The organism is Streptomyces sp. NPDC017095, assembly GCF_044332325.1.
Lineage (GTDB): Bacteria > Actinomycetota > Actinomycetes > Streptomycetales > Streptomycetaceae > Streptomyces.
The window spans coordinates 22708-48813 of the sequence record NZ_JBIROU010000001.1 but is presented as its reverse complement, the minus strand read 5'-3'; the positions used below and the strand labels follow the sequence as shown (position 1 = coordinate 48813).

General features: G+C 74.7%; 23 protein-coding genes. 12 read left to right on the top strand and 11 right to left on the bottom strand.

Going from position 1 to position 26106, the window contains the following annotated elements; all coding sequences use genetic code 11:
• Positions 1 to 36: 36 nt before the first annotated feature.
• Positions 37 to 798, top strand: coding sequence for a cache domain-containing protein (locus tag ACH4OA_RS00180; protein WP_397945397.1), 762 nt, complete (start codon positions 37 to 39; stop codon positions 796 to 798).
• A 252-nt stretch (positions 799 to 1050) separates the two neighbouring features.
• Here ACH4OA_RS00180 and ACH4OA_RS00175 read toward each other — a convergent pair whose 3' ends face one another.
• Entirely contained in the window at positions 1051 to 1701 is a 651-nt protein-coding gene (locus tag ACH4OA_RS00175; protein ID WP_365881354.1) for an NAD(P)H-dependent oxidoreductase, read from the bottom strand.
• A 130-nt stretch (positions 1702 to 1831) separates the two neighbouring features.
• Between ACH4OA_RS00175 and ACH4OA_RS00170 the strand changes: the two genes are divergently transcribed.
• Positions 1832 to 2218, top strand: a complete 387-nt coding sequence (locus ACH4OA_RS00170; RefSeq protein WP_365881356.1) for a helix-turn-helix domain-containing protein — start codon at positions 1832 to 1834, stop codon at positions 2216 to 2218.
• 31 nt (positions 2219 to 2249) lie between these two features.
• Here ACH4OA_RS00170 and ACH4OA_RS00165 read toward each other — a convergent pair whose 3' ends face one another.
• Entirely contained in the window at positions 2250 to 3728 is a 1479-nt protein-coding gene (locus ACH4OA_RS00165; protein ID WP_397934773.1) for a glutamate-cysteine ligase family protein, read from the bottom strand.
• A 307-nt stretch (positions 3729 to 4035) separates the two neighbouring features.
• Entirely contained in the window at positions 4036 to 4833 is a 798-nt protein-coding gene (locus tag ACH4OA_RS00160; protein WP_365881360.1) for an SAM-dependent methyltransferase, read from the bottom strand.
• Between the two features lie 540 nt (positions 4834 to 5373).
• Between ACH4OA_RS00160 and ACH4OA_RS00155 the strand changes: the two genes are divergently transcribed.
• Together ACH4OA_RS00155 and ACH4OA_RS00150 are read left to right on the top strand one after the other, a co-directional pair.
• Positions 5374 to 6087, top strand: a complete 714-nt coding sequence (locus ACH4OA_RS00155) for an SDR family oxidoreductase (protein ID WP_397966818.1) — start codon at positions 5374 to 5376, stop codon at positions 6085 to 6087.
• Between the two features lie 30 nt (positions 6088 to 6117).
• The gene (locus ACH4OA_RS00150) at positions 6118 to 6258 is read left to right on the top strand and encodes a hypothetical protein (protein WP_397934769.1); all 141 of its coding nucleotides are present in this window, start codon (positions 6118 to 6120) and stop codon (positions 6256 to 6258) included.
• A 126-nt stretch (positions 6259 to 6384) separates the two neighbouring features.
• Here ACH4OA_RS00150 and ACH4OA_RS00145 read toward each other — a convergent pair whose 3' ends face one another.
• The gene (locus ACH4OA_RS00145; protein WP_397966816.1) at positions 6385 to 7170 is read right to left on the bottom strand and encodes an SDR family NAD(P)-dependent oxidoreductase; all 786 of its coding nucleotides are present in this window, start codon (positions 7168 to 7170) and stop codon (positions 6385 to 6387) included.
• 186 nt (positions 7171 to 7356) lie between these two features.
• On the opposite strand from ACH4OA_RS00145, the gene ACH4OA_RS00140 reads away from it, so the two are divergent.
• Both ACH4OA_RS00140 and ACH4OA_RS00135 read left to right on the top strand, forming a co-directional pair.
• Complete coding sequence (locus ACH4OA_RS00140; RefSeq protein ID WP_397966814.1) at positions 7357 to 8046, top strand: TetR/AcrR family transcriptional regulator; 690 nt, start codon at positions 7357 to 7359, stop codon at positions 8044 to 8046.
• 542 nt (positions 8047 to 8588) lie between these two features.
• Positions 8589 to 10040, top strand: coding sequence for a WGR domain-containing protein (locus tag ACH4OA_RS00135; protein ID WP_397945395.1), 1452 nt, complete (start codon positions 8589 to 8591; stop codon positions 10038 to 10040).
• Positions 10041 to 10095: 55 nt separating this feature from the next.
• Here the strand turns inward: ACH4OA_RS00135 and ACH4OA_RS00130 are convergent, their stop codons facing one another.
• Positions 10096 to 11676 carry a glycerol-3-phosphate dehydrogenase/oxidase gene (locus ACH4OA_RS00130; RefSeq protein ID WP_397966813.1) on the bottom strand — a complete coding sequence of 527 codons (1581 nt, stop codon included), beginning with the start codon at positions 11674 to 11676 and terminating at the stop codon, positions 10096 to 10098.
• Positions 11673 to 12272 carry a TetR/AcrR family transcriptional regulator gene (locus ACH4OA_RS00125; RefSeq protein WP_365882645.1) on the bottom strand — a complete coding sequence of 200 codons (600 nt, stop codon included), beginning with the start codon at positions 12270 to 12272 and terminating at the stop codon, positions 11673 to 11675. The genes ACH4OA_RS00130 and ACH4OA_RS00125 overlap by 4 nt, the downstream gene beginning before the upstream one ends.
• A gap of 182 nt (positions 12273 to 12454) precedes the next feature.
• Here ACH4OA_RS00125 and ACH4OA_RS00120 point away from each other — a divergent pair, with 182 nt between their 5' ends.
• From ACH4OA_RS00120 to ACH4OA_RS00110, 3 genes are all read left to right on the top strand, one after another.
• Positions 12455 to 14047: an FAD-binding oxidoreductase gene (locus ACH4OA_RS00120; RefSeq protein ID WP_397966811.1), complete on the top strand. Its 1593-nt coding sequence runs from the start codon at positions 12455 to 12457 to the stop codon at positions 14045 to 14047.
• Positions 14048 to 14084: 37 nt separating this feature from the next.
• Complete coding sequence (locus ACH4OA_RS00115; RefSeq protein WP_365882641.1) at positions 14085 to 14966, top strand: diacylglycerol kinase family protein; 882 nt, start codon at positions 14085 to 14087, stop codon at positions 14964 to 14966.
• A gap of 269 nt (positions 14967 to 15235) precedes the next feature.
• The gene (locus ACH4OA_RS00110; protein WP_397966808.1) at positions 15236 to 17749 is read left to right on the top strand and encodes an ATP-dependent Clp protease ATP-binding subunit; all 2514 of its coding nucleotides are present in this window, start codon (positions 15236 to 15238) and stop codon (positions 17747 to 17749) included.
• A gap of 13 nt (positions 17750 to 17762) precedes the next feature.
• Here ACH4OA_RS00110 and ACH4OA_RS00105 read toward each other — a convergent pair whose 3' ends face one another.
• Positions 17763 to 18236, bottom strand: a complete 474-nt coding sequence (locus tag ACH4OA_RS00105; RefSeq protein ID WP_397966805.1) for a GreA/GreB family elongation factor — start codon at positions 18234 to 18236, stop codon at positions 17763 to 17765.
• A gap of 187 nt (positions 18237 to 18423) precedes the next feature.
• Positions 18424 to 18810: an STAS domain-containing protein gene (locus ACH4OA_RS00100; RefSeq protein ID WP_365882635.1), complete on the bottom strand. Its 387-nt coding sequence runs from the start codon at positions 18808 to 18810 to the stop codon at positions 18424 to 18426.
• 243 nt (positions 18811 to 19053) lie between these two features.
• On the opposite strand from ACH4OA_RS00100, the gene ACH4OA_RS00095 reads away from it, so the two are divergent.
• Both ACH4OA_RS00095 and ACH4OA_RS00090 read left to right on the top strand, forming a co-directional pair.
• The gene (locus tag ACH4OA_RS00095; RefSeq protein WP_397966802.1) at positions 19054 to 20109 is read left to right on the top strand and encodes an urea transporter; all 1056 of its coding nucleotides are present in this window, start codon (positions 19054 to 19056) and stop codon (positions 20107 to 20109) included.
• Between the two features lie 176 nt (positions 20110 to 20285).
• The gene (locus tag ACH4OA_RS00090; protein WP_397966801.1) at positions 20286 to 22040 is read left to right on the top strand and encodes an LCP family protein; all 1755 of its coding nucleotides are present in this window, start codon (positions 20286 to 20288) and stop codon (positions 22038 to 22040) included.
• 36 nt (positions 22041 to 22076) lie between these two features.
• Here the strand turns inward: ACH4OA_RS00090 and ACH4OA_RS00085 are convergent, their stop codons facing one another.
• Both ACH4OA_RS00085 and ACH4OA_RS00080 read right to left on the bottom strand, forming a co-directional pair.
• The gene (locus ACH4OA_RS00085) at positions 22077 to 22856 is read right to left on the bottom strand and encodes a DUF1206 domain-containing protein (RefSeq protein WP_397945385.1); all 780 of its coding nucleotides are present in this window, start codon (positions 22854 to 22856) and stop codon (positions 22077 to 22079) included.
• A gap of 144 nt (positions 22857 to 23000) precedes the next feature.
• The gene (locus ACH4OA_RS00080; protein WP_397967357.1) at positions 23001 to 24146 is read right to left on the bottom strand and encodes an MFS transporter; all 1146 of its coding nucleotides are present in this window, start codon (positions 24144 to 24146) and stop codon (positions 23001 to 23003) included.
• Between the two features lie 273 nt (positions 24147 to 24419).
• Here ACH4OA_RS00080 and ACH4OA_RS00075 point away from each other — a divergent pair, with 273 nt between their 5' ends.
• Positions 24420 to 25082 (top strand): ScbR family autoregulator-binding transcription factor, encoded by a 663-nt coding sequence (locus tag ACH4OA_RS00075; RefSeq protein ID WP_397966799.1) that lies wholly within the window; start codon positions 24420 to 24422, stop codon positions 25080 to 25082.
• Between the two features lie 64 nt (positions 25083 to 25146).
• Here ACH4OA_RS00075 and ACH4OA_RS00070 read toward each other — a convergent pair whose 3' ends face one another.
• Positions 25147 to 25944: an alpha/beta fold hydrolase gene (locus ACH4OA_RS00070; protein WP_397966797.1), complete on the bottom strand. Its 798-nt coding sequence runs from the start codon at positions 25942 to 25944 to the stop codon at positions 25147 to 25149.
• Between the last annotated feature and the right edge of the window lie 162 nt (positions 25945 to 26106).

Below are 26106 nucleotides of genomic sequence, written 5' to 3'. Positions count from 1 at the left end.
CGTGCCGCGTCCGGTTCCCGTCCGCTGGAGGACACCATGGACGTCAGGTCCCGGCTCGCCGCCGTCGGCACCGAACCGGAGACCTGGGTGGCCGCACAGGTGGGCGGTGCGCTGGAAGCCGTCTTCGAGGCGGTCGCCGCCACCCGCGCCGACACCGCGGCCCTGCTGCGCCGGGTGGCCGCCGAGGGGCGCCGGCCCGTCAGCCGCGACCTCGCCGCCCTGCGCCCCGGACTGCACCTGCGGCTGGACCGGGAAGCGCTCGTCTCGGGGGCCGGCTTCGTCGCGGACCCCGGGCTGCTGGCCGATGCGCCGGCCTGGCTGGAGTGGTGGCAGTCGGGCGCCGACGGTGTCGTACGCCCGCTGCTGCTCGATCTCGACCCCGGCCGGTCGGCCTACGCCGACTACACGCACTGGGACTGGTTCGCGCTGCCCCGCGCCACCGGACGCCGGGCCGTGGCGGGCCCGTACGTGGACTACCTCTGTTCCGACGAGTACAGCCTCACGCTGTCCGAACCGGTCTGGTTCCAGGGGAGGTTCGCCGGGGTGGCGGCGGCCGACGTGTATCTGCGGCACTTCGAGGCGGCGGTGCTCCCGCTGCTGCGCGGCCTCGCCCGCCCGGCCCGGCTGGTGAACGCCCGCGGCCGGGTCGCCGCCTCCGCCGACGCGGCCCACCTCGCCGGCTCCCTCACCAAGGGCCCGGACTTCGGCGACGTCCTCGCCACCGCCCGGCCCCGCACCTGCGAGGGGCTGCGGCTGGTGCCGTGCCGGGGCGTGCCCCTGGTGCTGGTCCTGGCCTGAGGGCGGCCGAGCGGGCGGTGGCGCGCACGCGGCCCCGGACCGCGGGTGTGGCGGTCCGGGGCCGGGGGGGGGCGGGGCCGCCTGGGCGCGGTGGCGCCTTGGCGACCGCGGCGCCGTGGTGGTGCGGCGCCGTGGCGGTGTGGGCCGGGCGGTGTCGTGGTGCCCGGCGGGCGCGGGCCGGTGCGGGCGGGAGCCGGTTCAGGCGCCTGCCGGTTCGGGCATGGGCCCGTGCGGGCTCACGCCCGTGCGGACTCAGGCCGCGAGGCGCTTGGCGAGGTCCCGCGCCCGGGTGGCGGCGTCCGCCAGGGCGCGGTCGCGGGAGGCCTCGTACAGCGGGACCAGCTCGGACATCGCCGGGTTCTGCGTCGCCGCGGTCAGCTCCGGGACGATGAACTCCACGTCCATGCCGAAGGCGTCGGCGAAGACGGCCTTGAGGTAGTTCTGCACGTACTCGTATCCCTCGCGCGGTGTGCCCGGTGCGTACGAGCCGCCGCGGCTGGCGACTATGGTCACCGGGGTGCCCTTGGCGGAGGGCGACGCGCCCGCGGTGCGGCCGATCAGGACCACGTTGTCCACCCAGGCCTTGAGGGTCGACGGGATCGAGTAGTTGTACATCGGGGCGCCGATCAGCACCGCGTCGGCCTGCTCCAGCTCCTCGATCAGCTTGACGCGTTCGGCGAAGGCGGCGGCCTGCTCCGGAGTGTGGTCGGCCGGGTCGACGAAGCCGGCGAGGTGCGCGTCGGCGGTGATGTGGGCGACGGGCTGCGCCGCCAGGTCGCGGTAGACGACCGTGCCCTCCGGGTGCTCCTCCTCCCAGTGCTTGCGGAAGGTTTCCGTCACGGCGCGGGAGGCGGACGCCCCGGCCGGGAAGAGGGACGAGTCGATGTGCAGCAGCGTGGCCATGGATGTCTCCGGGGAAAGGGCTGGGCAGCCGGACGCCGGGAGCGTTGGGCTGATGTTTCGTACTGGACTATGTTTACCACATGAGCTTACTTTTCTTCAGCACCCTACGGCGGGGTAGTAGCATGAGGTAATGGACGAGAACCACGACAGCGCGGCCTGCAAGCGGGTGGACGACGGCATCACCCGTGTCTTCCAGCTCCTCGGCAAGCGCTGGAGCGGGCCGATCGTGGCCGTCCTGGTGGAACAGCCCGCGTACTTCGCCGACCTCCGCCGGGCCATCCCCGGCATCAGCGAACGCATGCTCTCCGACCGGCTCGCCGAACTCGGCGCGGCCGGGCTGCTCCTGCGCGAGGTCGACGAGGGCCCGCCCCTGCGCGTGTCCTACCGGCTGACCGGCGCCGGCGCGGCCCTGGAACCGGCGCTCCGCGAACTGGCGCAGTGGGCCAAGACCCACCTGCCGGAAGCCTCGGCATGCCCGGGAACCAGCCTGGAACGACCGACCCGGGCACCGGCCTAGGATCTGTCCGCAGTGCCGGCCCCGGCGCCGGTCAGTCGACCGGCCAGGTGTGCACCGGGGCGTTGAGGTGCATGTAGTCGATGTACACCTGCGTCATCCGGCGCAGCGCCTCGTGCCGGCCTGAGTGGGTGGTGGCGGCGAGGTGGTGGAACATCTCCTTCTGCCACACCGCCCCGTTGCGCGCCGTCACACAGCGCTGCTCGATCACGCCGAGCAGCGGCTCCCGCCAGGCGGCGTCCATGCCGGACAGCTCCAGGCCCCGGTGCGCGAGCGGCAGCAGCCGGCGCAGCACCAGTTCCGGCGCCGGCACCTCGCCCATCCCGGGCCAGTACAGCGGCGCGTCGATGCCGTACCGGGCGGCGGTGTGCAGGTTGTCCTCGGCGGCGGCGAAGGACATCCGCGACCACACCGGCCGGTCCTCCTCCACCAGGGCGCGGGTGAGGCCGTAGTAGAAAGCGCCGTTGGCGAGGGTGTCGGCGACGGTCGGCCCGGCGGGCAGCACCCGGTTCTCCACCCGGATGTGCGGCCGGTCGTGGGCTACGGCGTACACCGGCCGGTTCCAGCGGTAGATCGTGCCGTTGTGCAGGGTGAGTTCGGACAGTTCCGGGACGTCGCCGCGGTCCAGGGTCTCCGCCGGGTCCTGCTCGTCGCACAGGGGCAGCAGGGCCGGGAAGTAGCGCAGGTTCTCCTCGAACAGGTCGAACACGCTGGTGATCCACCGCTCCCCGAACCACACCCGGGGCCGTACTCCCTGCACCTTGATCTCCTCCGGGCGGGTGTCGGTGGCCTGCTCGAACAGCGGGATCCGCGTCTCGTGCCACAGCTCCTTGCCGAAGAGGAACGGCGAGTTGGCCGCGAGCGCGACCTGCACCCCGGCGATCGCCTGCGCCGCGTTCCAGTAGCCGGCGAACTCCTCGGGCGACACCTGGAGATGGAACTGCGTACTGGTGCACGCGGCCTCCGGGGTGATGGTGTCCGCGTAGGTCCGCAGCCGGTCGGCGCCGTCGATCTCGATGCGCAGGTCCTCGCCGCGGGCCGCGAAGACCTGGTCGTTGAGCAGCCGGTAGCGGGGGTTCTCCGACAGCGCGCCCTCGCCGATCTCCTCCTGCCGCAGGGTGGGCAGGATTCCGACCGTGATCAGCCGGGTGCCGACCGACCGGGCGCGCTGTTCGGCGTGGTTCAGCGCGGCCCGGATCTCCGCCTCCCAGGCGTCCGGGCCGCCCGCGACCAGCCGTCGCGGCGGGACGTTGATCTCCAGGTTGAAGCGGCCCAGCTCGGTGGACCACGCCGGGTCGGAGATCGCCTCCAGCACATCGCTGTTGCGCATCGCCGGCTCGGCGTCCTCGTCCACCAGGTTCAGTTCGATCTCCAGGCCCACCTGGGGCCGCTCCGCGTCGAAGCGCGCCTCGCGCAGCATCTGCGCGAACGCCTCCAGGCACCTCTGCATCTTGGTCCGGTACCGGCGGCGGTCCTCGCGGGTGAAGACGAGCGCCGGAACGTCACGCCCCATCGGCCCTCCACCGGTCGCCTGGTCGGACACCTCTCTCCACCAGCGTCCCACCGGTACGCCCGGCGCACCACGGGGGTCGGTGGCACCATGGTGGTCGGCGGCGGCCCGTGCGGGCGGCGGCTTCCCGGGTGGGGGCGGCTGTCGCTCCCGCGCCTTGGCCGTGCGGGGCCGTGGCGCTTTCCCGTGCGGGTCCGTGGCACCTTCCCGTGCCGGTCCGTGGCGTCCCGTGGTGGCCCGTCCTCGCCGATGGCGGGCCACCGGTCCTGCGTGCGGGAGCGCTGCGGGAGTGCGGGAGGGGACCGGCCGGTCAGGCGGACTTGCGGGCCACGCCGCCGTAGAAACCGATCTCCTCGGACCGGGGCGGCGGCGGGGCGTCCGGGCGCCAGAACGGCACCTGGGCCAGGCCCGGTTCGACCAGCTCGAAACCGTCGAAGAACCGCTCCACCTCGGCGCGGGTGCGCAGGTTCAGCGAGGCGGTGGCGTTGGTGTAGACGTCCTGGGCGGCGGAGCGGTCGGCGAAGTCACCCGTCGCGTGCGACAGCACCAGGAAGCTGCCGGCGGGCAGCGCGTCGCGCAGGGTGGCGACGACCTCGGCGGGCCGGTCCGTGTCGGCGAGGAAATGCAGGATGGCGACGAGGAGTACGGCGACCGGCTGGTCGAAGTCGATGAGCTGGCGGATGTCCGGGTGGTCCAGGACGGCCCGCGGCTCACGCAGGTCGCCCAGGACGATGCGGGTCGTACCGGATCGGCTGAGCAGGGCGTTTCCATGCGCGGCGACGATCGGGTCGTTGTCGACGTAGGCCACGCGCACATCGGACGCCACCTTCTGCGCGACCTCGTGCACGTTCGGCGAGGTGGGCAGTCCGGTGCCGATGTCCAGGATCTGCCGGATCCCGCTGCCCACCACGTAGCGCACGGCGCGCTGGAGGAAGGCGCGGTTCGCCCGGACGCCGATCCGTGCCTCGGGGGCCGCGGCGGCGAGCCGGTCGCCGGCCTGCTGGTCCACCTCGTAGTTGTCCTTGCCGCCCAGCAGGTAGTCGTAGATCCGCGCGGGATGGGGTCTGCTGGTGTCGATGGTGACGGCCTCGACGCCGTTCTCTGTCACGCTGTGCTCCTCTCCACGGTCGGTACGGCCTCGGCCCGCACCGGCCGGGCCCAGCTTCCCATATCAACTTCCCGGGCGGCGCAGGGAGTTCCCGCAGGTCGTCGACGGGGGTCGAGGGGCGGGGGAGCGGGGTGCGGGCGCCGGGGACGCGGACGGGAGCGGGGCGGGCCGGCGGCTGGGGTGAGCGGAGGGGACGAGCGCTCCTCTTTCACCCGCCCGGACCCCTGCGGATGGCGCGGGCGGGCGCGGTGGCGGAGGGTCGGAGCAGGACCGGCGACCGGCGGTGCGGGTTCGCGCGCCGGTCGTGTCCGTGGACCGGCGCGCCGCCCCGGCCGCCCAGGCGTCGGCGGTCCGGCCGGCAGGGGCGGGGAACGGTCATCCACGCGCTCGGGCCATTCCCCGCCCCGTCGGTCGCCGCCCCACCTGCTCAGTTGGGATTTCCCACGCACTCGCATCTGACTTGAGCATCCCGCTTGCCGAGGGAAACCGATCGGTTTACGGTGGGTGGAAACCGATCGGTTTTCCCGTCTGGAGACGCACATGACCTCGATCAAGAACTCCGTCGCGCTGGTCACCGGCGGCAGCCGCGGGCTGGGCAAGGCGCTGGTGGAAGAGCTGTACGCGCGCGGCGCCGCCAAGGTGTACGCGACGGCCCGCGACCCCCGCACCGTCACCCATCCCGACGCCGTGCCCCTCGCGCTGGAGGTCACCGACCCGCAGTCCGTCCAGGCCGCGGCGACGGCGGCGCCCGACGTCACCGTCCTCGTCAACAACGCCGGCATCTCGCTCGGCGCGCACTCCTTCCTCGACGCCCCGCTCGACGACGTACGCCGGGAGTTCGAGACCAACTTCTTCGGCCCGCTGCTGGTCACCCGGGCCTTCGTGCCGATCCTCCAGCGCAACGGCGGCGGTCACCTGCTCAACGTCCACTCCGCGCTCTCCTGGGTCGGGCTCGCCGGCTCCTACAGCGCGACCAAGGCCGCCCTGTGGTCCCAGACGAACTCCCTGCGCCTGGAGCTGGCCCCGCGCGGCATCGGCGTGACCGGGCTGCACGTCGGCTACGTCGACACCGACATGACCGCGCAGGTGGACGCGCCCAAGTCCAGCCCCCACCAGGTCGCCGCGCTCGCCCTCGACGGCGTGGAGACCGGGGCGTACGAGGTGCTGGCGGACGACGTCAGCAGGCAGGTCAAGGCCGGTCTGTCCGGAGACCTCGCGGCCATGTATCCCCAGCTCTCGGCTCAGCGGTCCTGACAGAAGTCGTCGCCGGGCTCCGGCCCGGGGATGACCGGCGACTACGTCACCATCAGCGACAACTCCACCCGCGGGGGCGCCCGGGCCGTCCAGGCCCCCTACGCCGGCACTGACGGGCGGTCCTACCCCGCGCCCAACCAGACCTTCTGCCTCCACCCCACACCCCAGTAGGCCCCCGACGCGCGCTCGGCGCCAAGGCGTTCCGCGTCGCTGTGCCCCGGCCGTCACGGGTGGCCGGGGCACAGCACTACGACGAGAGCAGACCTGCGCCGAGCGCCGGCCCGCGCACCGCGGCGGTCAGAAGTGGGTTCCGCCGTCGACGCGGATCTCCGTGCCCGTGATGAACGCGCCGTCCCGGGAGGCCAGCATCGCCACGACGGACGCCACCGTCTCCGGTCCGGCGAAGCCCTGGCCGAGGGCCGGGGACAGCTTGGCGAACAGGGTCATGTCGGCGTCGGCGGGCAGGCCCGGCCCCGTGCTCTGGCCGCTGGCACCGCTGCCGTCGGTCATGCCGCTGGAGATGGAGCCCGGCTGGACGGCGGTGAAGCGGATGCCCCGGCCGGCGTACTCGGCCGCGAGCGCGTGCGTCATCGACTGGATGCCGCCCTTGCTCGCCGCGTACGCCGCCATATAGGGGTGCGCGAACGCGGCGGAGGTGGAGCTGAAGTTGACGACCGCGGCGTCCCGGCCGGCCAGCAGCGCCGGTATCGCCTCGCGGATCATCAGGAAGGTGCCGACGAGGTTCACCTGGAGGACGCGGGTGAAGTCCGGGAGGCTCGTGCGGTCCGTGTGTGAGGAGCGCAGGATCCCGGCGGCGTTGACCAGCACGTCCAGACCGCCGAGCGAGGCGATCGCCGCGGCCGTCCCGGCACGCACGGAGGTCTCGTCGGCGACGTCGATGACCAGGGTCGTCAGCCGGTCCGCCAAGCCGCCGGCCTTCTCCGCGGTGTCCCGAAGGCCCCGTTCGCTCACGTCCGCGGCGACCACGCTGCCGCCCTCGGTGAGGACACGCAGCACGGTGGCCTGGCCGATGCCGGAGCCGCCTCCGGTGATCAGCACGCGGCGGCCGTCGTAGCGGTTCATGTGTGTTTCTCCTGCCCGGCCCGCCGGGGTGCGGCGAGCCCTGTGGGACGCCGGTTCTCTTGCCGTCCGGCGCCTCGGTGTCCTTCACGTTACGCCGTTGTGGCACGTTTTGCCACGTCGGCATCACATGCCATTTGGCTGTCCGGGGCCGTACGCGCTGACTGCCCGGGGCCGTACGCTTCAGAGGTGAGCACGAAGCCGCCGCCCTCCTCCCTGACCGAGCGCCGCAAGGCCGCGACCCAGCTCGACATCGCCCACGCGGCGGCCGGGCTGTTCGCCGCCCAGGGCCCGCACGCGACCACCGCCGAGGAGATCGCCCGGCACGCGGGCGTCGCGCTGCGCACCTTCTACCGCTACTTCCGCTCCAAGCAGGACGCGGTGAGTCCGCTGCTCGCGGCCGGGGCCGACCGGTGGCGGGCGCTGCTGGAGGCGGCCGAGCCCGGGGCCGGTCTGTTCCGGGCGCTGGCGACGGCGGTGGAGCAGTCGCTCGCCGCGCCGGACGAGGAGGCCGCCGAGGCGCTGCTGCGGACCCGGGGGCTGCTGCGCGCCGCCGCGGACGATCCCGCGCTGCGCGCGGTGTGGTACCGGGTGAACCAGGAGTCCGAGGAGCGGCTCGTCCCGGTCGTCGCCCGCCTGGCGCAGGCGGGTCCGGACGCGCTGGAGGTGCGCCTGGTCGCGGCGGCGGCCACGGACGCGATCCGCATCGCGCTGGAGACCTGGGCCGGCACGGAGGCCGGCGTCACGGGCGAGGGCTCCCCGGCCGCGCTCGCGCTCCGGTGCCTGCACCGGCTACTGGGCGGCACGGAGCCACCGACGCCGACGCCGACGCCGACGCCGACGCCGACGCCGACGCCGACGGCGGACGGCACGCCGTAACCGCTGACGGCCAGCTACCGGCTGCTGACCACCGAGCCGACCGTCGACCACCGAGCCGGCTGCCGATCACCGAGCCGGCTGCCGGCTGCCGGCTGCCGGCTGCCGAGCCAGCTGCCGGCTGCCGACCACCGAGCCGACCGCCGACCACCGAGCCGGCTGCCGACCGCCGAGCCGGCTGCCGGCCGCCCACCGCCGAGCCGCAGCCGACCGCCGATGGCCGTACCCGCCGTCCGCGGCGACCGGTGGCGACCCGCGGCGACCGCCCGCGACCTGCGGCAGGGCCGGACGCCGACGCCGACGGCCGACGGCACGCCGTAACCGCTGACTGCCGACCGCCGATCACCGAGCCGACCGTCCCCTAGCTGGCTGCCGGCCGCCGATGGCCGTTCCGCCGTCCGCAGCTTCCGGCCGCGACCGACGGCTACCCACGGCTCCCGGCCGCGACCCGCCGCAGGCCCGATTGTCAGTGCCTGCCCCTACCGTGAACAGCAGTCGGGGACCTGCCGGAACGGCCGCGGGTCCAGCTGGGGGAGAGGTCTGCCATGTCCGCGGTGTCCGCGCTGTCGACGACGTATCTGGAGCTTTCGCAGGAGGGCGGCGGCGCCCACAAGTTCTACGAGGTGGCGGTCGACGGCCGGGTGGTGACGGTGCGGTACGGCAGGATCGGCGCCGAAGGGCAGACCCAGACCTCCACCTTCCCGACCGAGGAGAAGGCGCGGGCCGCCGCCGCGCGGAAGGTCGGCGAGAAGGTCCGCAAGGGATACGCGCCGGCCGTCCGCGGACAGCGCCCGCCCCGCGCGGTGACCCGCCGTCAGGTCGGCTCCGCCCCGTCCACCGCGCGGGCCGTGGCACCGGTGCTGTGGCGGTTCCGCACCGGCTCCGCCGCGTTCGGTATCCACGTCGACGACGAGCGCTGCTGGGTGGGGAACCAGGCCGGCGACGTCTACACCCTGGACCACGAGGGCGCCGTCCTGGCCCGCTTCAGCCTTCCCGACGGCGTGAAGTGCCTGGTCGCCGACGACTTCTGGATCTACGCCGGCTGCGACGACGGCAAGGTGTACGACCTCTCCGCCAAACTCCCCTTCGCCGCCTACGACATCGCCGCGGACGTCGACATCTTCTGGCTGGACATCCACGAGGGCGTCCTCGACGTCTCGGACCGCGCGGGCGGACTCACGGTCATCGACCACGAGGACGAACACCAGTGGTCCCGCCGCAGCCAGGGCGAGCACGCCTGGATGGTGCGCGCCGACGACCGGGCCGTGTACCACGGCCACCACCGGGGCGTCACCGCCTACGCGCCGGACGGCGGCGGCCAGTTGTGGCACACGCCCACCCACGGCGGCGTGCTCTTCGGCTGGCAGGAGGAGGACGCGGTGTACGCGGGCACCGCGCACCGCGTGGTCCAGCGGCTGTCGAAGGCCACCGGCGCCGTCGAGGCGACGTACGCGTGCGACGGCCCGGTGTACTCGTGCGCCACCTCACCCGGCGGCCGGTTCGTCTTCGCCGGTGACGCGGCCTCCTCCGTGTACTGCTTCGACCGGGACGGCCGGCGGCTGTGGAAGCTGGGCACGGGCGGCGGTTCGGCGCTGTCGATGCAGTACCGCGACGAGCGGCTGTACCTGGTCACCACCGACGGCTCGCTGGTGTGCGTGGACGCGAGCGAGGCGGCCGTCGCCGCGGCCCAGGAGGGCACGGTGCCGGTGGTGCGGGACGTGAAACTGGCCGCCGCCCTGCCGGCGTACGCCCCCGCCACGGGCGCGGCAGCGGTGTCCGCGGTCGAGCGGGCGCCCGCCGGGTCGGTGGTGGTCGAGTGCGTCCAGGAGGACGGCCGGGTGCGGGTGCACGTGATATCGGACGGCTACGACTCCTCCTGGAACGTCCAGTTCCCCCGCGCGATACGCGAACCCGGCGCGCGCTACGTGGTCGACGCCCTGCACCCGGCGGCAGGCGGCTTCTACCGGGTCCGCGGCGACATCCACCGCCTGCTCTGACCCGGCGGGACGGGCACGCCCGGCCCGGTGCGGGCCGGGGGAGCGGTCGTCCGGGTCAGCGGTGTGCCGTCGGTGCGCGCTCCAGCGTCTCCCGGGCGGCGGGCAGCGCTCGGGCGCGGTCCTCGGGGACCAGGCCGATGCGGGTACGGCGGTCCAGCAGGTCGGACTCGTCCAGCGCGCCCTCGTGCCGGGCCGCCCAGAGCAGTTCCGCGCGGGTGACGGGGTGGCCCGGGAGCACGGGCTCGGCCAGGGCGGGGTCCTGGACGGCGAGGGCGTGGACGGCCACGGCCTCGGTGCCGTAGCGGCGGATCAGCCGGCCGGGCGCGGGCAGGGCGCGCAGCCGTCCGGGCGCGGCGGCGCCGATCAGGGGCAGCGCGGCGGTGGGGGAGGGGGCCGCGCGCAGCCCGCTCGCCCCGGCCGCGGCGTCCACGGCGTCCTCGGCCATCCGCCGGTAGGTGGTGAGCTTGCCGCCGACCACGGTGCTGACACCGTCGGGCGAGGTCAGCACCGCGTGCCGGCGGGAGATGTCGGAGGTGCGCGGCGCCGGCCCGGCACCGTCGTGCGCGGAGGTGTCCAGCAGCGGGCGCAGCCCGGCGAAGGCACCGACGACCTCGTCCCGGGACACGGGAGCGTCCAGCAGGGAGCCGAGCACGTCCAGCAGGAAGCCGATGTCGGTCTCGGGCACCTCCGGCACATCGGGGATGCCGCCGTCGACCGGCTCGTCCGTCAGGCCGACGTAGACCCGGCCGTCGCCCTGCGGCAGGACCAGCACGAAGCGGTTGCTCTCGCCGGGGACGGGGACGTGCAGACCGGCGGGCAGCGCGCCGAGCCGCTCCGAGCGCAGCACCAGATGGGTGCCGCGGGACGGGCGGATCCGGATGCCGTCGGCGAGGCCGCCCGCCCACACCCCGGCGGCGTTGATCACCGCGCGGGCCCTGATCTCGCCCTCCTCGCCGGTGAGTTCGTCGCGTATCCGGGCGCCGGACCCGGTCAGCTCCAGTGCCCGCACCCGGGTCAGCACCCGGGCGCCGCGCGCGGCGGCCGTCCTGGCGAGCGCGGTCACCAGCCGGGCGTCGTCGGTCACCTTGCCGTCCCAGGACAGCAGCCCGCCGCGCAGCCCGGCCGCGCGGACCGAGGGCGCCAGGTGCCGGGCCTCGGTCGCCGACAGCCGGCGCGGCGCGGGCAGGACCCGTCGGGGGGTGCGGGCGGCCAGCCGCAGCATGTCCCCGGCCCGGAAGCCGGCCCAGGCCACCCCGGCCTGGGCCCGGGACACCAGCGGGGTCAGCGGCAGTACGAACGGCTGGGCGGCCACCAGGTGCGGGGCCGTACGGGTCATCAGCACACCGCGTTCGACCGCGCTCTCGTGGGCCACGTCGAACTGACCGGAGGCCAGGTACCGCAGCCCGCCGTGGATCAGCTTCGAACTCCAGCGGGAGGTGCCGAAGGCGAGGTCGTGGGCGTCCACCGCGACGACGTCCAGCCCGCGGGCCGCCGCGTCCAGCGCGGCCCCGGCACCGGTGGCGCCGAGCCCGACGACCAGGATGTCGGCCGTCCGGCCGGACGCGGCCTCCGCCAGGTCCCGGGCGCGCCGGCCCGCGTCGAGGGACGAGCCGGGCGCGGCCTCGGTGTGGCTCATGGCGTCAGGGTCCTCTCCAGAAGGGCGCGCAGCTCGCCGAGGAACGCGGCGGAGTCCAGCTCCGGGTCGTCCTCGTCGGTCATCGTGCGCAGGGACAGGGTGAAGGACTGCACGGTCAACAGCACGGCGCGGGCCTGCCGTTCGGTGTGACCAGGCCGTACGGACCCGTCCGCGTGGCCCTCGCGCAACGCGTCCCCCAGCAGCGCCAGCAGCGCTTCCTGGCTGGCGCCGCGCCGGTCGAGCACATACGGCAGGAGCAGTTCCGGGTCCACGTCGACGATCTTGCGGAAGAGCGGATGCGCGCGGAACGCCTCCACCCCGGCCACGAGTCCGTCCACGATCCGGGTGCGCGTGGCGACGCCGGGCGCGGGCTCCGGGATGGCCCGGGTGGCCACCTCGATCCACTCCCGGGTCATCAGATCGCCCACCAGGGTCCGCAGGTCCGGCCAGCGCCGGTAGAGCGTCATCCGGGAGACGCCGGCCCGCCGGGCGACGTCGGCGAGCGTGGTGCGCCGTACCCCGACGGCGAGCACGCAGTCACGTGCCGCGTCGAGCACGGGATCACTGTCCGAACCGTTGTGACGAATAGGCGTCATGTGTCACAGTGTAACGCCCCGGAGGTCGGGCGGAAGCGCCCCGGCACGGGGCACGGCAACCGCACCGCGCACCGAGCACCGTGCACAAGCAACCGAGCACCTGCACCGAGCCGAGCACCAAGCACCGGACACCGGGGCCAGGACCCCGACCAGCACACCGACCCTGTGAGGACGACCGTTCAATGGACATGCTGTGGAACGGCTGGGGCGACCCGGCCAAGGCGGCGCCACTGCCCGACACGGTGACCGGGCTGCTGCGCGACCTGCTCGGCGTCCGGCCGCGCAGCACGCCCCCGCTCGCCCTGGCGGACGTCCGCCCGCCCGAACCCGTCGTCGCGCCCGCCGCCCTGACGGCGCTCGCCGGGGCCGTGGGCGGCGCACAGCACGTCCGCACCGACCCGGAGACCCGCGTCCGGCACACCCGCGGCAAGTCCACCCCCGACCTGCTGCGCATCCGCGCCGGGGACCTCGCCGACGTACCGCAGGCCGTCGTCCTGCCCGCCGGCCACGACCAGGTGCTCGCCGTGCTCCGCGTCTGCGCCGCGCACGGCCTGGCCGTCGTCCCCTTCGGCGGCGGCACCTCCGTGGTCGGCGGACTCGCCCCGCAGCGCAGCGCGTTCGTCGCCCTGGACCTGCGCCGCATGGACGCCCTGCTCGACCTCGACCCGGTCTCGCGCACCGCCGTCCTCCAGCCCGGCCTGCGCGCCCCCGAGGCCGAACGGCGGCTCAACGCACGGGGCTTCACCCTCGGCCACTTCCCGCAGTCCTTCGAGTGGGCCACCCTCGGCGGGTTCGCCGCCGCCCGCTCCAGCGGTCAGGCGTCCGCCGGCTACGGCCGGTTCGACGAGATGGTGCTCGGCCTGACCCTCGCCACCCCCGAGGGCACCCTCGACACCGGCCGCGCCCCCCGCTCCGCCGCCGGACCCGACCTGCGCCAGCTGATCCTCGGCTCCGAGGGCGCCTTCGGCGTCATCACCTCCGTCACCGTACGGATCCGCCCGCTGCCCGAGGCCCGGGTGTACGAGGGCTGGCGGTTCGGCTCCTTCGAGGAGGGCACGGCGGCCCTGCGCCGGCTCGCCCAGGACGGGCCCCGGCCCACCGTGCTGCGCCTGTCCGACGAGACCGAGACGTTCATCGGCCTCGCGCAGCCCGACGCGATCGGCGCCGGCCCGGAGCCGGACGGCACCGGCTGCCTGGCGATCGCCGGCTACGAGGGCACCGCCGAGGACACCGCACACCGCCGCGAGCGGGCGGCGGACGTCCTGCGGGCCTGCGGCGGCACCCCGGCCGGCACCGCACCCGGCGAACGCTGGGCGCACGGCCGCTACTCCGCGCCCTACCTGCGCGACGCCCTGCTCGACGCGGGCGCCTTCGCCGAGACGCTGGAGACCGCCGCGTTCTGGTCCCGCCTCCCCGGCCTCTACACGGCCGTCCGCACCGCCCTCACCGACACCCTCACCCGGGCCGGCACCCCGCCCCTGGTGATGTGCCACATCTCCCACGTCTACGAGAACGGCGCCTCGCTGTACTTCACCGTCGTCAGCGCCCAGGGCGAGGACCCGGTGGCCCACTGGACGCCCGCCAAGCACGCCGCCAACGAAGCCGTCCTGGCGGCCGGCGGCACCATCTCCCACCACCACGGGGTCGGCACCGACCACCGCGACTGGTACGTCCGCGAGGCCGGCCCGCTCGGCGTCTCGGTGCTGCGCGCCGTCAAGCACCGCCTGGACCCGGACGGCCTGCTCAACCCGGGCGTCCTGCTGCCCACCGACTGACCACCCGAACCGACCGCCTGCCGCGAAAGGCACACCGATGCGCCAGTTCACCGCCGTCGTCAACCCCACAGCGGGCGGCTCCACCGGGGCGGCGACCCTGCTCCGGCTGGCCCGGCTGCTGCGCGCGGCCGGCGCCGGACTGGAGACCGAGTACAGCCACAGCCTCGCCCACGCCCAGGACATCGCCCGCAGGGCGGGCGGGCGCGGCCGGATCGTCCTGGCCGTGGGCGGGGACGGCATCGCCGGCGGCATCGGCGGCGCGCTCAGCGGCACCGGCACCGTGCTCGGCCTCGTACCGGCCGGCCGCGGCAACGACTTCGCCCGCGCCCTGCGCCTGCCCGCCGAACCCGAGGCGCTGGCGGACCTCCTGCTGCACGCCGAGCCGCGGCCCGTCGACACCATCGAGGTCGAGTCGGCCGTCCATCCGCGCACCGTCGTCCTGGGCAGCGTGTACGCCGGTGTCGACGCGGAGGCCAACCGGCACGCCAACAACGCCCGGCTGCTGCGCGGTGCCGCCTCCTACTACGCGGGCGGTCTGCGGGCGGTCGCCGCCTGGCGGCCGGCCGACTACCGCGTCACCGTCGACGGTACGGAGCACACCCACCGCGGCTACACCGTCGTAGCCGCCAACTCGCCCTATTACGGCTCCGGCCGGCTCATCGCCCCCGGCGCGAAGGTCGACGACGGACTCCTCGACATCGTGCTGATCCGCGAGGCCCCCCGCCGGCTGTTCTTCACGCTGATGCGCGAGCTGCGGACCGGCGCCCACGTCCGCCGCCCCGAGGTGCGCGTCCTGCGCGGCCGGGAGCTGCGCGTCGAGGCCGGCCGGCCCGTGCCGTACGGCGCCGACGGCGAGGTGGAGGCCACCTTGCCGGTCACCCTGCGGGTCCGCCCCGGGGACCTGCCGGTGCTCTACTGACCCGTGCTCCAGGGGAGTACCGCGCACCCGTGTGAGCCGTTGCGCGGGAGCCCCGCCCCGTCCCCGCGGAAGGCGCCGCGGCGGGCTTCGGCGGGCTTCCCCGTTCCGGTTCCCGGACCGGCGGGTGCCCCTTCCCGGCGGTCTCCCGCCCGCCGTCCTCCGCTTGCGGTGCCGTCCACCGAGGGTTTCAGTGATTACGGCCCCTTCGTGGGCGCCGCTCGCGGACGCCTTCCGCGGACCGCCGACCTCCCCGCGCGCCAGGAGCTGTCATGTCGATGTCGTTCGGTGCACCGTTCGGTTCGTCGGATCCCTTCAGTGAGCTGCTGAATCGTTTCTTCGGGATGTCGCCGGCATCGTCGCCCCCCGCCGTGCAGCGCGTGCCCATCGGACGGCTGCTGACCGAGTCGGCGCAGGAACTGCTCAACCTGGCCGCGCGGCGGGCCGCCGAGGACGGCACCCCCGACCTCGACACCGAGCACCTGCTGTGGGCGGCCACCCAGGTCCCCTCGTCCCGCCGGCTGCTCTCCCAGGCCGGTCTGGACCCCGAGGCGCTCGCCGCCGGACTGGCCAAGGTGCTGCCCCGCGAGTCCGGTGAGCCCTCCGCGCGACCGGGCCTCACCCCGGCCGCCAAGCGCACGCTCGGCGCGGCCTACGCCCGCTCGCAGGCGGCCGGTGCGTCCTACATCGGTCCCGAGCACATCCTCGGCGCCCTGATCGGCGACAGCGACACGGGCGCCGCCCGGATGCTGCGGGCCGAGGGCGCGGACACCCAGCGCCTGGCGGGCCTGACCGAACAGCCGGCGGCGCGCACCGAGGCGGCCCCCGCCGAGCGCGGGAAACCGGCCACCACCCTGGACGAGTTCGGCCGCGACTTGACGGAGGAGGCGAAGGCCGGCAAGCTGGACCCGGTGGTCGGGCGGGCCGAGGAGATCGAGCAGACCGTCGAGATCCTCTCGCGGCGCTCCAAGAACAACCCGGTGCTGATCGGCGAACCCGGGGTCGGCAAGACCGCGATCGTGGAGGGACTCGCCCAGCGCATCGTCGCCGGCGAGGTCCCCGACAGCCTGAAGGACAAGCGGGTCGTCGTGCTGGACCTGTCGGGCATGGTGGCGGGCGCCCAGTACCGCGGGCAGTTCGAGGAGCGGCTGAAGAAGGTCATCGAGGACGTCCAGGCGGCCGACGGCGGGATCATCCTCTTCATCGACGAACTGCACACGGTCGTCGGCGCGGGCGCCACCGGTGAGGGCGCCATGGACGCGGGCAACATGCTCAAGCCCGCCCTCGCGCGCGGCGAACTGCGCGTCGTGGGGGCCACGACCATCGACGAGTACCGCAAGTACATCGAGAAGGACGCCGCGCTGGAACGCCGCTTCCAGCCGGTGCTGGTGCCCGAGCCCAGCGTCGAGGAGACCGTGCAGATCCTCGAAGGGCTGCGCGACACCTACGAGGCGCACCACCAGGTCCGGTTCGACGACGAGGCGTTGGTGGCCGCCGCCGAACTCTCCGACCGCTACATCAGCGACCGTTTCCTGCCCGACAAGGCGATCGACGTGATGGACCAGGCCGGCGCCCGGGTGCGGTTGCGCGGCACCGGCCGCTCCACCGAGATCGTCGGTCGCGAGGACCGTATCGCCATGCTGCGCCGCGAACTCGAACAGGCCGTCTCCGCCGAGGACTTCGAGAAGGCCTCGGAGCTGAAGCGGCAGATCGCCGAGGTGGAGGGCGAGCTGGCCGGCATCGAGGAGCGCCGCGAGGGCGTCGTCTCCGTCACGGCCTCCGACATCGCCGACGTCGTCGCCCGCCGCACCGGCATCCCGGTCTCCCAGCTCACCGCCGACGAGAAGGAGAAACTCCTGCGGCTCGAAGAGGAGATGCACGCGCGGATCGTCGGCCAGGACGAGGCGGTCACCGCCGTCTCCCAGGCCGTGCGCCGCAATCGCGCCGGCATGGGCGACCCGAACCGTCCCGTGGGCTCGTTCCTCTTCCTCGGCCCGACCGGAGTCGGCAAGACCGAACTCGCCAAGACCCTCGCCGCCCTCCTGTTCGGCAGCGAGGACCGCATGATCCGCTTCGACATGAGCGAGTTCCAGGAGAAGCACACCGTCGCCCGGCTGGTCGGCGCGCCTCCCGGATACGTCGGCTACGAGGAGGCGGGCCAGCTCACCGAGAAGGTCCGCCGCCGCCCCTACAGCGTGGTCCTCTTCGACGAGGTGGAGAAGGCCCACCCCGACGTCTTCAACACCCTGCTCCAGATCCTGGACGACGGCCGGCTCACCGACGCCCAGGGCCGCACCGTCGACTTCCGGCACTGCGTCGTCATCATGACGTCCAACATCGGCGCCCACCGCATCCTGGACCACCAGGGCGATGTCTCCGCGCTCAAGGACGAGTTGATGGACGACCTGCGCACCCGGTTCCTGCCCGAGTTCCTCAACCGGATCGACGACATCATCATCTTCCACGGTCTGACCCAGGACGACCTGGGACGGATCGTGGACCACCTGCTGGACCGCAGCAAGCACAAGGTGCGCGCCCAGGGCCTGGACCTGGAGGTGACCGAAGCCGCCAAGAAGCTGCTCATCGCCCACGGCCACCAGCCCGAGTTCGGCGCCCGCCCGCTGCGCCGCACGATCCAGGCGGAACTGGACAACCGCATCGCGACCCTGCTGCTCGGCGGCGAGGCCGAGCCCGGCGACACCATCGTGGCCGACGTGCGGAACGACACCCTGCACTGCACGGTGCGCAAGGGCGAGGCCGGCGCGGCACCGGCTCCAGTGGAGTGACGGCCGGCGGTCGTCAGGAGGACGGAGACGAGCCGATCGACTCCAGGACGGCCGTCGCCGGTCCGTCCGGGGTGTCGTAGCGCACGCTGTCCCCGGGCCGGCGGCCGAGCAGCGCGCGGCCGAGCGGGCTGTCGGCGGTGACCAGCCTCTGGTCCAGCGCCTCGGCCATCTCCGCGATCTCGAGGGTCTCGGTTGTGCCGTCCGGGAACCGGACGGTGACCGTGCTGCCCACGCCGGCCACGTCGGTGGGCGCGGGACCGGCCGCCTCCGCCTGGCGCAGCCGATCGGTGATCTCCTCGATACGGCGGTCCAGCCGCGCCAGCTGGTCGACGCGCCGCAACGCGTCGGCCTGGTCGGCCTGGTCGCCGACCGAGGCGGAGTCCCGGAGGGTCCCGGCGACCAGCCGGCGTTCGTCCCGCAGGTCGGCGAGTTCCTGTTCCAGCGCACGGCGGGCCTGCGCGCCGATCGGCTCCGGATCACCGGTCATGGGCTCTGCTCCTCTGCGGCGGACGGCGGACGGCAGCCGGACGGGAGAGAGAATCCGGCATTCCGCATCATAAGCGGATAGATCGCTTACGGGAGTGTGCGGTGGGGCGCGCTGTCACGGCGTACGCCGACCCCATGGGGCGACCCGTGCGCAAGCCCCGCCCCCGTCCCCGCGCGCCGGTCCGCCGTCAGTCCTCCAGGGCCTCGCGGACGCTGGGGTAGCAGGCGATGAGCGGCGTGAGGCCGACGATCTCCAGGGTGCGCAGGACGGGCCTGCGGACGCCCGCCAGCCGCAGCCAGCCCGCCGGCTCGTGGGCCTGGTGGCCGGCGATGAGGACGTTGATGCCGCTGGAGTCCATGAACGGCACGCCGCTGAGGTCCGCGACGGTGCGCGCCCCGGGGGCGGGGTCCGCGGGGGCGAGGGCGGCCCGCAGCACACCCGAGGTGTGGTGGTCGATCTCGCCGGTCACCGTGACGACGGTGACGCCGTCCACGGTGGACCGGGTGACCGACAGCCGGTCCGGTCCCACCTCTTCGTTCGTCTCGACCGTGTCCGCCACGCGTTCCTCGCTCATCAATCCTTGCCCAGAGCTTTCCTCACGAGGAGGCTGCCCGGGATCGCGCGGACGATGCCGGTCTTCCGCGCCACACTCCCGTCCGCCTCCGTCGAAGGGGGCGTGCACCGGCGTACGCACCGGGCGGTGCGGCGGCGAGCGCCCGCTGCCGCGACGGCGGCCGACGGGACCGGCCGCCCGGCGGACCTCGACAAGCGGTATCGTATGGCGGAAGTTGCATGCCGTATCGCGGAATAGTGCACGATGAGCTTCGGGGAGGGGCGGGGCGTGGGGCGGTCGTACGGGGTCCGCTGGCGGCGGCGGGGACGCGGCACGGAACGCGGCGCGGGTGCCGGACGGCACGTGCTGCGCGGCCCGGCCCAGGTGATGTTCCTGGCCGACGCGCGGACCGGCGCCGTCGTCCTGCTCGCGCTGGCCACGGCCGACTGGCGCTACGCCGGCTACGCCCTGGCCGGCGCCGCCCTCGGCACCGGCACGGCACGGCTGCTGCACGTGGCCCGCGACCGGGTGGAGCAGGGCCTGGAGGGCTTCAACTCCTGCCTCCTCGCCCTGTGGTGCGCCGTGTTCCTGGGACCGGGCCGGCCCGGCACCGCGCTGCTGGCCGCCGCCGGCTGCGTCGTCACCGTGGTCGTCACCGCCGCCGTGGTCCGGCTGTTGCGGGTCTGGCGGCTGCCGTCGCTGACCCTGCCGTACTGCCTGCTCGCGAGCGCCGTCACCATCGCCGCGCCCGCCTTCCGGCGGGTCCGGCCGCCCGGCCGCGGCCTCGCCGCGCTGCCCCGCCCGGCCGCCGGCCCCACCGCGCCGGGCCCGGACGAGCTGTGGCGGGCATTCTTCCGCAACGTCTCCCAGGTCTTCTTCCTGGACGAGTGGTACGCGGGTGCGCTGCTGCTCGCGGGCCTGTTCCTGGCGAGCCGGGTGGCGGCGCTGGCGGCCTGCGCCGGCAGCGCGACGGGCCTGCTGACCGCCTGGGCGCTCGGCGTGCCGGCGGCCCGGATCGCCGACGGCACGATGGGCTGCAACGCGGTGCTCGTCGCCGTGGCGCTGTGCGGTGTCTTCCTGGCGGCGGCCCCGGCCACGCTGCCGTACGCGCTGCTCGGCGCCGCGACGGCCACCGCCGTGACACCCGCCGTCGCGCATCTGCTCGCACCCGCCGGCGGGCAGGCGTTCACCTGGCCGTTCGTGCTGACGACGCTCGGCTTCCTGGCCGCCGCCCGCTCCTTCCCCCGGTTGGCCGGCCCGGCCCCCGCGGCGGACGACACGCGCCCGCACCGGCCCGGCGCGACGGCACCGACCGTGTAGCTCCGACCAGCCTCCCGCCGTGCCGTCCGGCACCCTGCCTCCTGTGAATTCCGTAAGGATCCGTGCTGTCCGGTTCGTACGTTTGTTAGATTGCGCAACCAGGCGCGAACAGACGCGACCAGGCGCGATCAGACGACCGACGACGCACAGGCCCGACCGTTCAGGGGGAGTGGAAGATGAGCGACCCGTGGAACGGGCAGGCCGGCCGGGCCACACACGGCCCCGGCGCCCGGATACCCGGTGGGCGAGCGGCGGGCACGGGACCGGCGGGTCAGCGGGCGGCCGGTGCGGCACCGGCGGGTCCGTCCGGCGGCCGGGCCGCGGCCCGCGTCGCCTCGCGCGCACGCGGCGGCAGGCCGCCCCGCCCGGCCCGCGCGCCGGGACGCGGCAGGCGCATCCTGCGGGGCTCCGCCATCACCCTGTCCGCCCTCATCGTGCTGACCTCCGGCGTGGGCTGGTGGTTCTACCAGCATCTCGACGGCAACATCCACAGCGTCTCGCTGGACGGCAAGGGCGGCGCGGAGAAGGCCGACGCGTTCGGCCGCACCCCCATCAACATCCTCGTCATGGGTTCGGACGGCCGCACCAGCGCCGCCGACTGCGCGCTCGGCGGCGGCTGCGCGCACACCGGGGTGCAGACCGGCAGCAACGCGGACGTGGAGATGGTCCTGCACATATCCGCCGACCGCTCCGACGCCACCGTGCTGAGCATCCCCCGCGACACCATGACGAAGGTCCCGGCCTGTTCGGACACCGAGTCGGGCAAGTCCACGCCCGGCTACTACGGCCAGATCAACAGCGCCCTCCAGTACGGCCCCGCCTGCCAGGTCGCCACGGTCCACCGGCTCACCGGCATCCCCATCGACCACTTCGTCAAGCTGGACTTCTCCGGTGTGGTCAAGATGTCCGACGCGGTCGGCGGTGTCTCGGTGTGCGTCAGCGACGACGTCTACGACACCTACTCCCACCTGAAGCTGTCGAAGGGCTCCCACACCCTCAAGGGCGAGGCGGCGCTGGAGTTCGTACGCTCCCGGCACGGCTTCGGCGACGGCAGCGACCTCGGCCGTACGGTCTCGCAGCACATCTTTCTCAGCGCGATGATCCGCAAGTTCAAGAGCGCGGGCACGCTCACCGACCCCTCCGCGGTCTACAAGCTGGCCGACGCCGCCACCAAGGCGCTGACCGTGGACGACGGCCTGGGCACCGTCCGGAAGCTGATCGGGCTCGCGACCGACGTGAACAAGGTGCCCGCCCAGCGCATCACCTTCGCGACGATGCAGACGGCACCCGACCCCGCCGACCACGACCGCGTGGTGGCCGGACCCGGGGCCGCGTCCCTGTTCGCCGCCATCGCGGACGACCGGTCCCTGACCGCGGGCTCCGGCAAGAAGCCCGCCACGGCGTCCGCGTCCGCGTCCGCCACGGCCGCCGCCGTGCCCGCGTCCCGGATCGCGGTGACGGTGGAGAACGGCACCGGTATCACCGGCCGCGCCTCCGCCGTCGCCGGCGCCCTCACCGGCCGGGGCTTCAGCTCCGCCACCAGCACGGGCAACGCGCCCCGCCCCGCGGCCACCACCACCCTCACGTACGGCACCGGCCACCGGCCCGAGGCGCTGACGGTGGCCAAGGCACTCGGTCTGCCCGCCTCGCACCTCAGGCAGGGCACCGGCACGGGCCTCACCCTCGTGATCGGCGGCGACTGGCCGAGCGGAGCCGGCTACCCGGGCGGGAGTTCCGTATCCGCCGCCGGCCCGGCGCCGAAGACGTCCGACGCCAAGACCGCCGTCGGCGGCGCCCACGCCTCCACCGCCGACCAGGCCAAGACCTGCGCCCAGGTGAGCCCCTACAAGACGGTCAAGCTGGACGGCGTCACCATGACACCGGCCCAGGCGTACGCCGCGGCGCGCGGCAAACCCGACTCCGCCGACTGACCGCGTCCCGGGACCCGGGGGCCGCCGGCCGTCGGCTCAGAGGTCGCGCCAGCGGGCGGAGCACCAGGAGAAGAGCCCGAACGCGGCCAGACCGAGGGCGACCAGCGTGAGCAGCCACGGCCCGGCCGGCAGGTCCCGGAACCCGCGCAGCGTGTCGTCCATGCCCCTGGCCTGCCCCGGCTGGTGCCGGACGGCCGCGACGACGGCGAACACACCGGCCGCGGCGAAGACGATGCCACGGGTCGCGCCACCGGTCACGCCGAGGAACTCGACCACCGGACGGACCCGGGGGGACATGGCCCCGGTCCGCAGGTGCTTGCGGAACTTCCGCAGCACGGCCCGCCCCGCGATCCACAGCCCGGCGATCACCACACCGGCGCCCGCGAGGCCCAGGAGCCACTGGCCGCCGGGCCACTCCAGCACCCGGGCGGTGACATCGTCGGTGTGCCGGTCGGAGGACCCGCTGCCGCTGCCCCGGTCCCCGGCCGCGTAGGCGAGCACCGAGTACGACACGAAGCCGTAGAACACGGCACGGAACAGGGCCGTCACCCGCTTCGAGAGCTTCGAGCCGTCGGTGCCCGAGCCGCCGAACACCGCCTCCGACAGCCGCCACAACGCCATTCCGGCCAGCGCCACGCCCACGGCCCACAGCAGCACCGACCCGAACGGCCGCTCGGCCAGCTCGCCCAGGGCACCGCCCCGGTCGGCCTGGCGCCCGTGGCCGGCGCCGCCGAAGGCGATCTGCAGCGCGATGACCGCCACGAGCACGTAGATCAGCCCGCGCGCGGCGAAACCGGCCCGCGCCGCCACGGTCATCGCCGTACTGTCCGCCGCCTGCCGCGCCTGGGACCGGCCCCGCAGTGTCCAAGTCCGTGCATCCATACACCGCCGATGCCCCCGCGTCCCGGTCCGACACCTGCGCGCCGCGGGCCGGGGCCCGCGGCGCGGCACGGGGGAAGATCAGTCCGGCCCCGGCGGACAGGACAGGCGTGGCCGGCGTGACAGCGGCGACAGGCGTTCGCCGAGCAGCACCGCGCAGGCCCCCGCGGTCAGCACTCCGCCCGCGAGGAAGACGCCCCGCGCGCCGGTGTGCGGCAGGAGCAGCGCGCCGAACGCGGCGCCCGCCGCGATCCCGGCGTTGTAGCAGCCGGAGTTCGCCGCGAGCGCGAGGTCCGTACGGCCCGGAGCGCAGTGCAGCATCGCGTGCTGCGCGGCCATGAACACCGGCCCCAGCGCACCGCCCGTCAGCACCAGGAACACCACGGCGGCCACCGGCCGGGCGCCGGCCGCGGACAGGCCGAGCATGCCCACGGCCTGTACGCACACGGCGGCGGTCAGCGCCGGGCCCGGGAAACGGTCCAGGAGTACGGCGGTGACGCTCACCCCGGCCAGGCACGCGGCACCGAAGACCGAGAGCAGGACGCCGGCCGTGCCCGGGGCGAACCCGCTCACGCCTTCCAGGAACACCGCGATGTAGGTGTAGCCGGCGAACGCCCCGGTGGCGGAGAGGAACCCCGCCGTCAGCACGAGGGCGAACCGGCGGACATCGGGCCGCTCGGCGTACGCGGCGGGCTCCTCCTCCGGGGGCGAGGCCGGCAGCAGGGCGGCGATCGTCACCAGGCAGAGCAGTCCCGGCACGGCCGGCAGGACGAACGGCAGCCGCCAGCCGCTGTGCCGGCCCAGCCAGGTCGCGGCCGGCACCCCGGCCACCAGCGCCAGCGAGCCGGCGACGGACAGCGCCCCGGCGACCCGTCCGCGCACCTCGGGCGCGAACAGGCCCACCGCCACCGGTCCCGCCACCGCCCAGAACAGCGCCTGGGCGAGAGCGGACAGCAGCCGCGCCAGGAGGAGCTGCCCGTAGGAGGCGGCCGTCGCGGCGATCAGGCCGGACACGGTCAGCGCGGCCAGCAGTCCGGTGCACACATGGCGCCTGGGCACCGCCCGCACGAGCCGGGCCAGCGGCACGGAGGCCACGGCCACCGTCAGGCCGTACCCGGTGACCAGTAATCCGGCCGCCGACAGCGACACGCGCAGGCCGTGGGCGACGGGTTCGAGCAGACCGACCGGCAGGCTCTCCACGGTGTTGAGCGTGAACGCGGACAGCATCAGCGCCGCGAGGACGGCCCGCCCGCGCCAGGGAGCCGGCCGCGTCACGGCCGCGCCCGCCGCCCCGGCCCGTCCCGCCTGTTCCGTGGCACCGCCCATGGGACCAGCACACCCGGCTCACCGGCCCCGCCGCAACCGAATTCGGCCGCCGCCGGGCCGTCTCCCGGCACCGGGGGACCGTTCCTTTCAACAACCTTTGCCCACCGCGGTGTTGACCGGACGTGCGGTATGGTGCGTGCTGTTCGGTCTGGTTTCCGGCCTGAGGGAGGGTCCGTGGCACGGCAGGAGCGAGGTGTCCGGACCCGACGCGCCGTTCTGGCAGCCGCCGCGGCCGTCTTCGCGGAGCGCGGGTACGCCGCCGCCACCATCGCCGAGATCCTCAAGCGGGCCCGCGTGACCAAGGGCGCCCTGTACTTCCACTTCGACTCCAAGGCGGACCTCGCCCGGGGCGTGCTGGAGGAACAGCTGAGCCCCGAGTACCTCCTGCCCCGGGAGCTGAAGCTCCAGGAGTGGGTGGACGCGGGCATGGTCCTCGCCAGGCGCCTGCCCAGGGAGCCCCTCCTGCTCGCCGGGGTCCGGATCTCCGCCGACCTGCCCGGCAACGAGGTGCTCGGCAGCGCCTGGCCGGCCTGGGCCCGCCTGACCTCGGGCGTGCTCACGGACGCCAAGGAACGCGGCGAGGTGCTGCCGCACGTGGTGCCCGAGGAGACCGCCCAGGTCTTCCTCGGCGCCTGGATCGGCGTGCAGTTCGTCTCGCAGACCGCGGCCGGCTGGACCGACCTGACCGACCGCACGTCGGCGCTCTACGGCCATCTCCTGCCCGCGATCGCCGTCCCGGACGTCCTGCCGCGGCTGGACACCGCGCCGGACCGCGGCGCCCGCGTGATCGCGGAGGCCCGGCAGCGGCCGGCCGCCCTGGTCGGCGCCGCGGGCTGACCCCGCCACCACGCGGGCACCCTCCATGGCCGAGGCACCCGGGCCATGGACGCGGCCCCGGACGTCAGGTGAGGCCGGCCAGGAAGTCCTCCAGCAGGCCGTGCAGCACCTCCGGCCGTTCGAGATGCAGGTCGTGCCCGGTGCCGGGAACGCTCACCGCCCGGGTGTCCGGCCGCTGGGCGAGCATCGCGTCTGTCCGCCCCGTCAGCAGACTCGACTGCGCGAACACGGCCGGCGTGGGGCAGCCGACCCGCTGCCAGGCGGGCCGGGAGGAACACCGCGCGTTCTCCGCGACCGAGGCCACCATCACCGCACGGTCGAAGCGCGGATGCCAGCCGCCCTCGCGGTACTCCAGCCCGGCCGCCCAGCCCTCGCCCACCGGGCCGCCGCCGAAGAAGGAGACCGCCGCCTCCCGGGAGGGGAACGGCACCGGCCACGAGTCGAGCCAGGCGGCGATGGCCTGCGGAGCCCCGGGATCGGGATCGCGGGGCGCGGCCTCGACGAGGACGAGCGCGCGGGCGAGTCCCGGATGCGCGGCGGCGGTTAGCAGCGCCGTGTGCCCGCCGAGCGACTGCCCGGCCAGGACCGGCCGGTCCAGCCCCAGTTGCCCGGCGACCGCGACCACGTCCGCCACCAGGGCCGCGCGCGAGACGTCGGACGGATGCCGCTCGGCGGCGCCGTGCCCGCGCTGGTCGACCGCGGCCGGCCGGAACCGTCCCGCCGGCCGCCGGGCCACCGCGTCCCATTCGCCGACGTGGCCGGCCGGCCCGTGCAACAGCACCACGGCGGGTCCCGAGCCGCCCCGGTCACGGCACACCAGCCGGACGCCGTCCCGGACGACCACCCGCTCCGACCACTCCACGCGCCACCTCCGCACCGCCGCCGGCCATCCGAGCATGCCGTACCGGGCCCGGTACGCGCGACGCGACGGCCACGCGGCACGCGGGCCCGGCACCTGACGACCGCTCACCCGCGGCCGTCTCCCCGCGGCCGTCTCCCCGCGCCCGCGCGCCCTTGGCCGTCT

Bases quoted from the DNA above. Each gene is read 5' to 3' on its own strand.
- ACH4OA_RS00100 (WP_365882635.1), bottom strand. From the start codon at position 18,810: ATGAGCGAGGAACGCGTGGCGGACACGGTCGAGACGAACGAAGAGGTG.
- ACH4OA_RS00115 (WP_365882641.1), top strand. From the start codon at position 14,085: ATGCGCCAGTTCACCGCCGTCGTCAACCCCACAGCGGGCGGCTCCACC.
- ACH4OA_RS00180 (WP_397945397.1), top strand. From the start codon at position 37: ATGGACGTCAGGTCCCGGCTCGCCGCCGTCGGCACCGAACCGGAGACC.
- ACH4OA_RS00170 (WP_365881356.1), top strand. From the start codon at position 1,832: ATGGACGAGAACCACGACAGCGCGGCCTGCAAGCGGGTGGACGACGGC.
- ACH4OA_RS00090 (WP_397966801.1), top strand. From the start codon at position 20,286: ATGAGCGACCCGTGGAACGGGCAGGCCGGCCGGGCCACACACGGCCCC.
- ACH4OA_RS00175 (WP_365881354.1), bottom strand. From the start codon at position 1,701: ATGGCCACGCTGCTGCACATCGACTCGTCCCTCTTCCCGGCCGGGGCG.
- ACH4OA_RS00120 (WP_397966811.1), top strand. From the start codon at position 12,455: ATGGACATGCTGTGGAACGGCTGGGGCGACCCGGCCAAGGCGGCGCCA.
- ACH4OA_RS00145 (WP_397966816.1), bottom strand. From the start codon at position 7,170: ATGAACCGCTACGACGGCCGCCGCGTGCTGATCACCGGAGGCGGCTCC.
- ACH4OA_RS00130 (WP_397966813.1), bottom strand. From the start codon at position 11,676: ATGAGCCACACCGAGGCCGCGCCCGGCTCGTCCCTCGACGCGGGCCGG.
- ACH4OA_RS00095 (WP_397966802.1), top strand. From the start codon at position 19,054: ATGAGCTTCGGGGAGGGGCGGGGCGTGGGGCGGTCGTACGGGGTCCGC.
- ACH4OA_RS00105 (WP_397966805.1), bottom strand. From the start codon at position 18,236: ATGACCGGTGATCCGGAGCCGATCGGCGCGCAGGCCCGCCGTGCGCTG.
- ACH4OA_RS00080 (WP_397967357.1), bottom strand. From the start codon at position 24,146: ATGCTGTCCGCGTTCACGCTCAACACCGTGGAGAGCCTGCCGGTCGGT.
- ACH4OA_RS00110 (WP_397966808.1), top strand. From the start codon at position 15,236: ATGTCGATGTCGTTCGGTGCACCGTTCGGTTCGTCGGATCCCTTCAGT.
- ACH4OA_RS00125 (WP_365882645.1), bottom strand. From the start codon at position 12,272: ATGACGCCTATTCGTCACAACGGTTCGGACAGTGATCCCGTGCTCGAC.
- ACH4OA_RS00135 (WP_397945395.1), top strand. From the start codon at position 8,589: ATGTCCGCGGTGTCCGCGCTGTCGACGACGTATCTGGAGCTTTCGCAG.
- ACH4OA_RS00150 (WP_397934769.1), top strand. From the start codon at position 6,118: ATGACCGGCGACTACGTCACCATCAGCGACAACTCCACCCGCGGGGGC.
- ACH4OA_RS00165 (WP_397934773.1), bottom strand. From the start codon at position 3,728: ATGGGGCGTGACGTTCCGGCGCTCGTCTTCACCCGCGAGGACCGCCGC.
- ACH4OA_RS00085 (WP_397945385.1), bottom strand. From the start codon at position 22,856: ATGACCGTGGCGGCGCGGGCCGGTTTCGCCGCGCGCGGGCTGATCTAC.
- ACH4OA_RS00155 (WP_397966818.1), top strand. From the start codon at position 5,374: ATGACCTCGATCAAGAACTCCGTCGCGCTGGTCACCGGCGGCAGCCGC.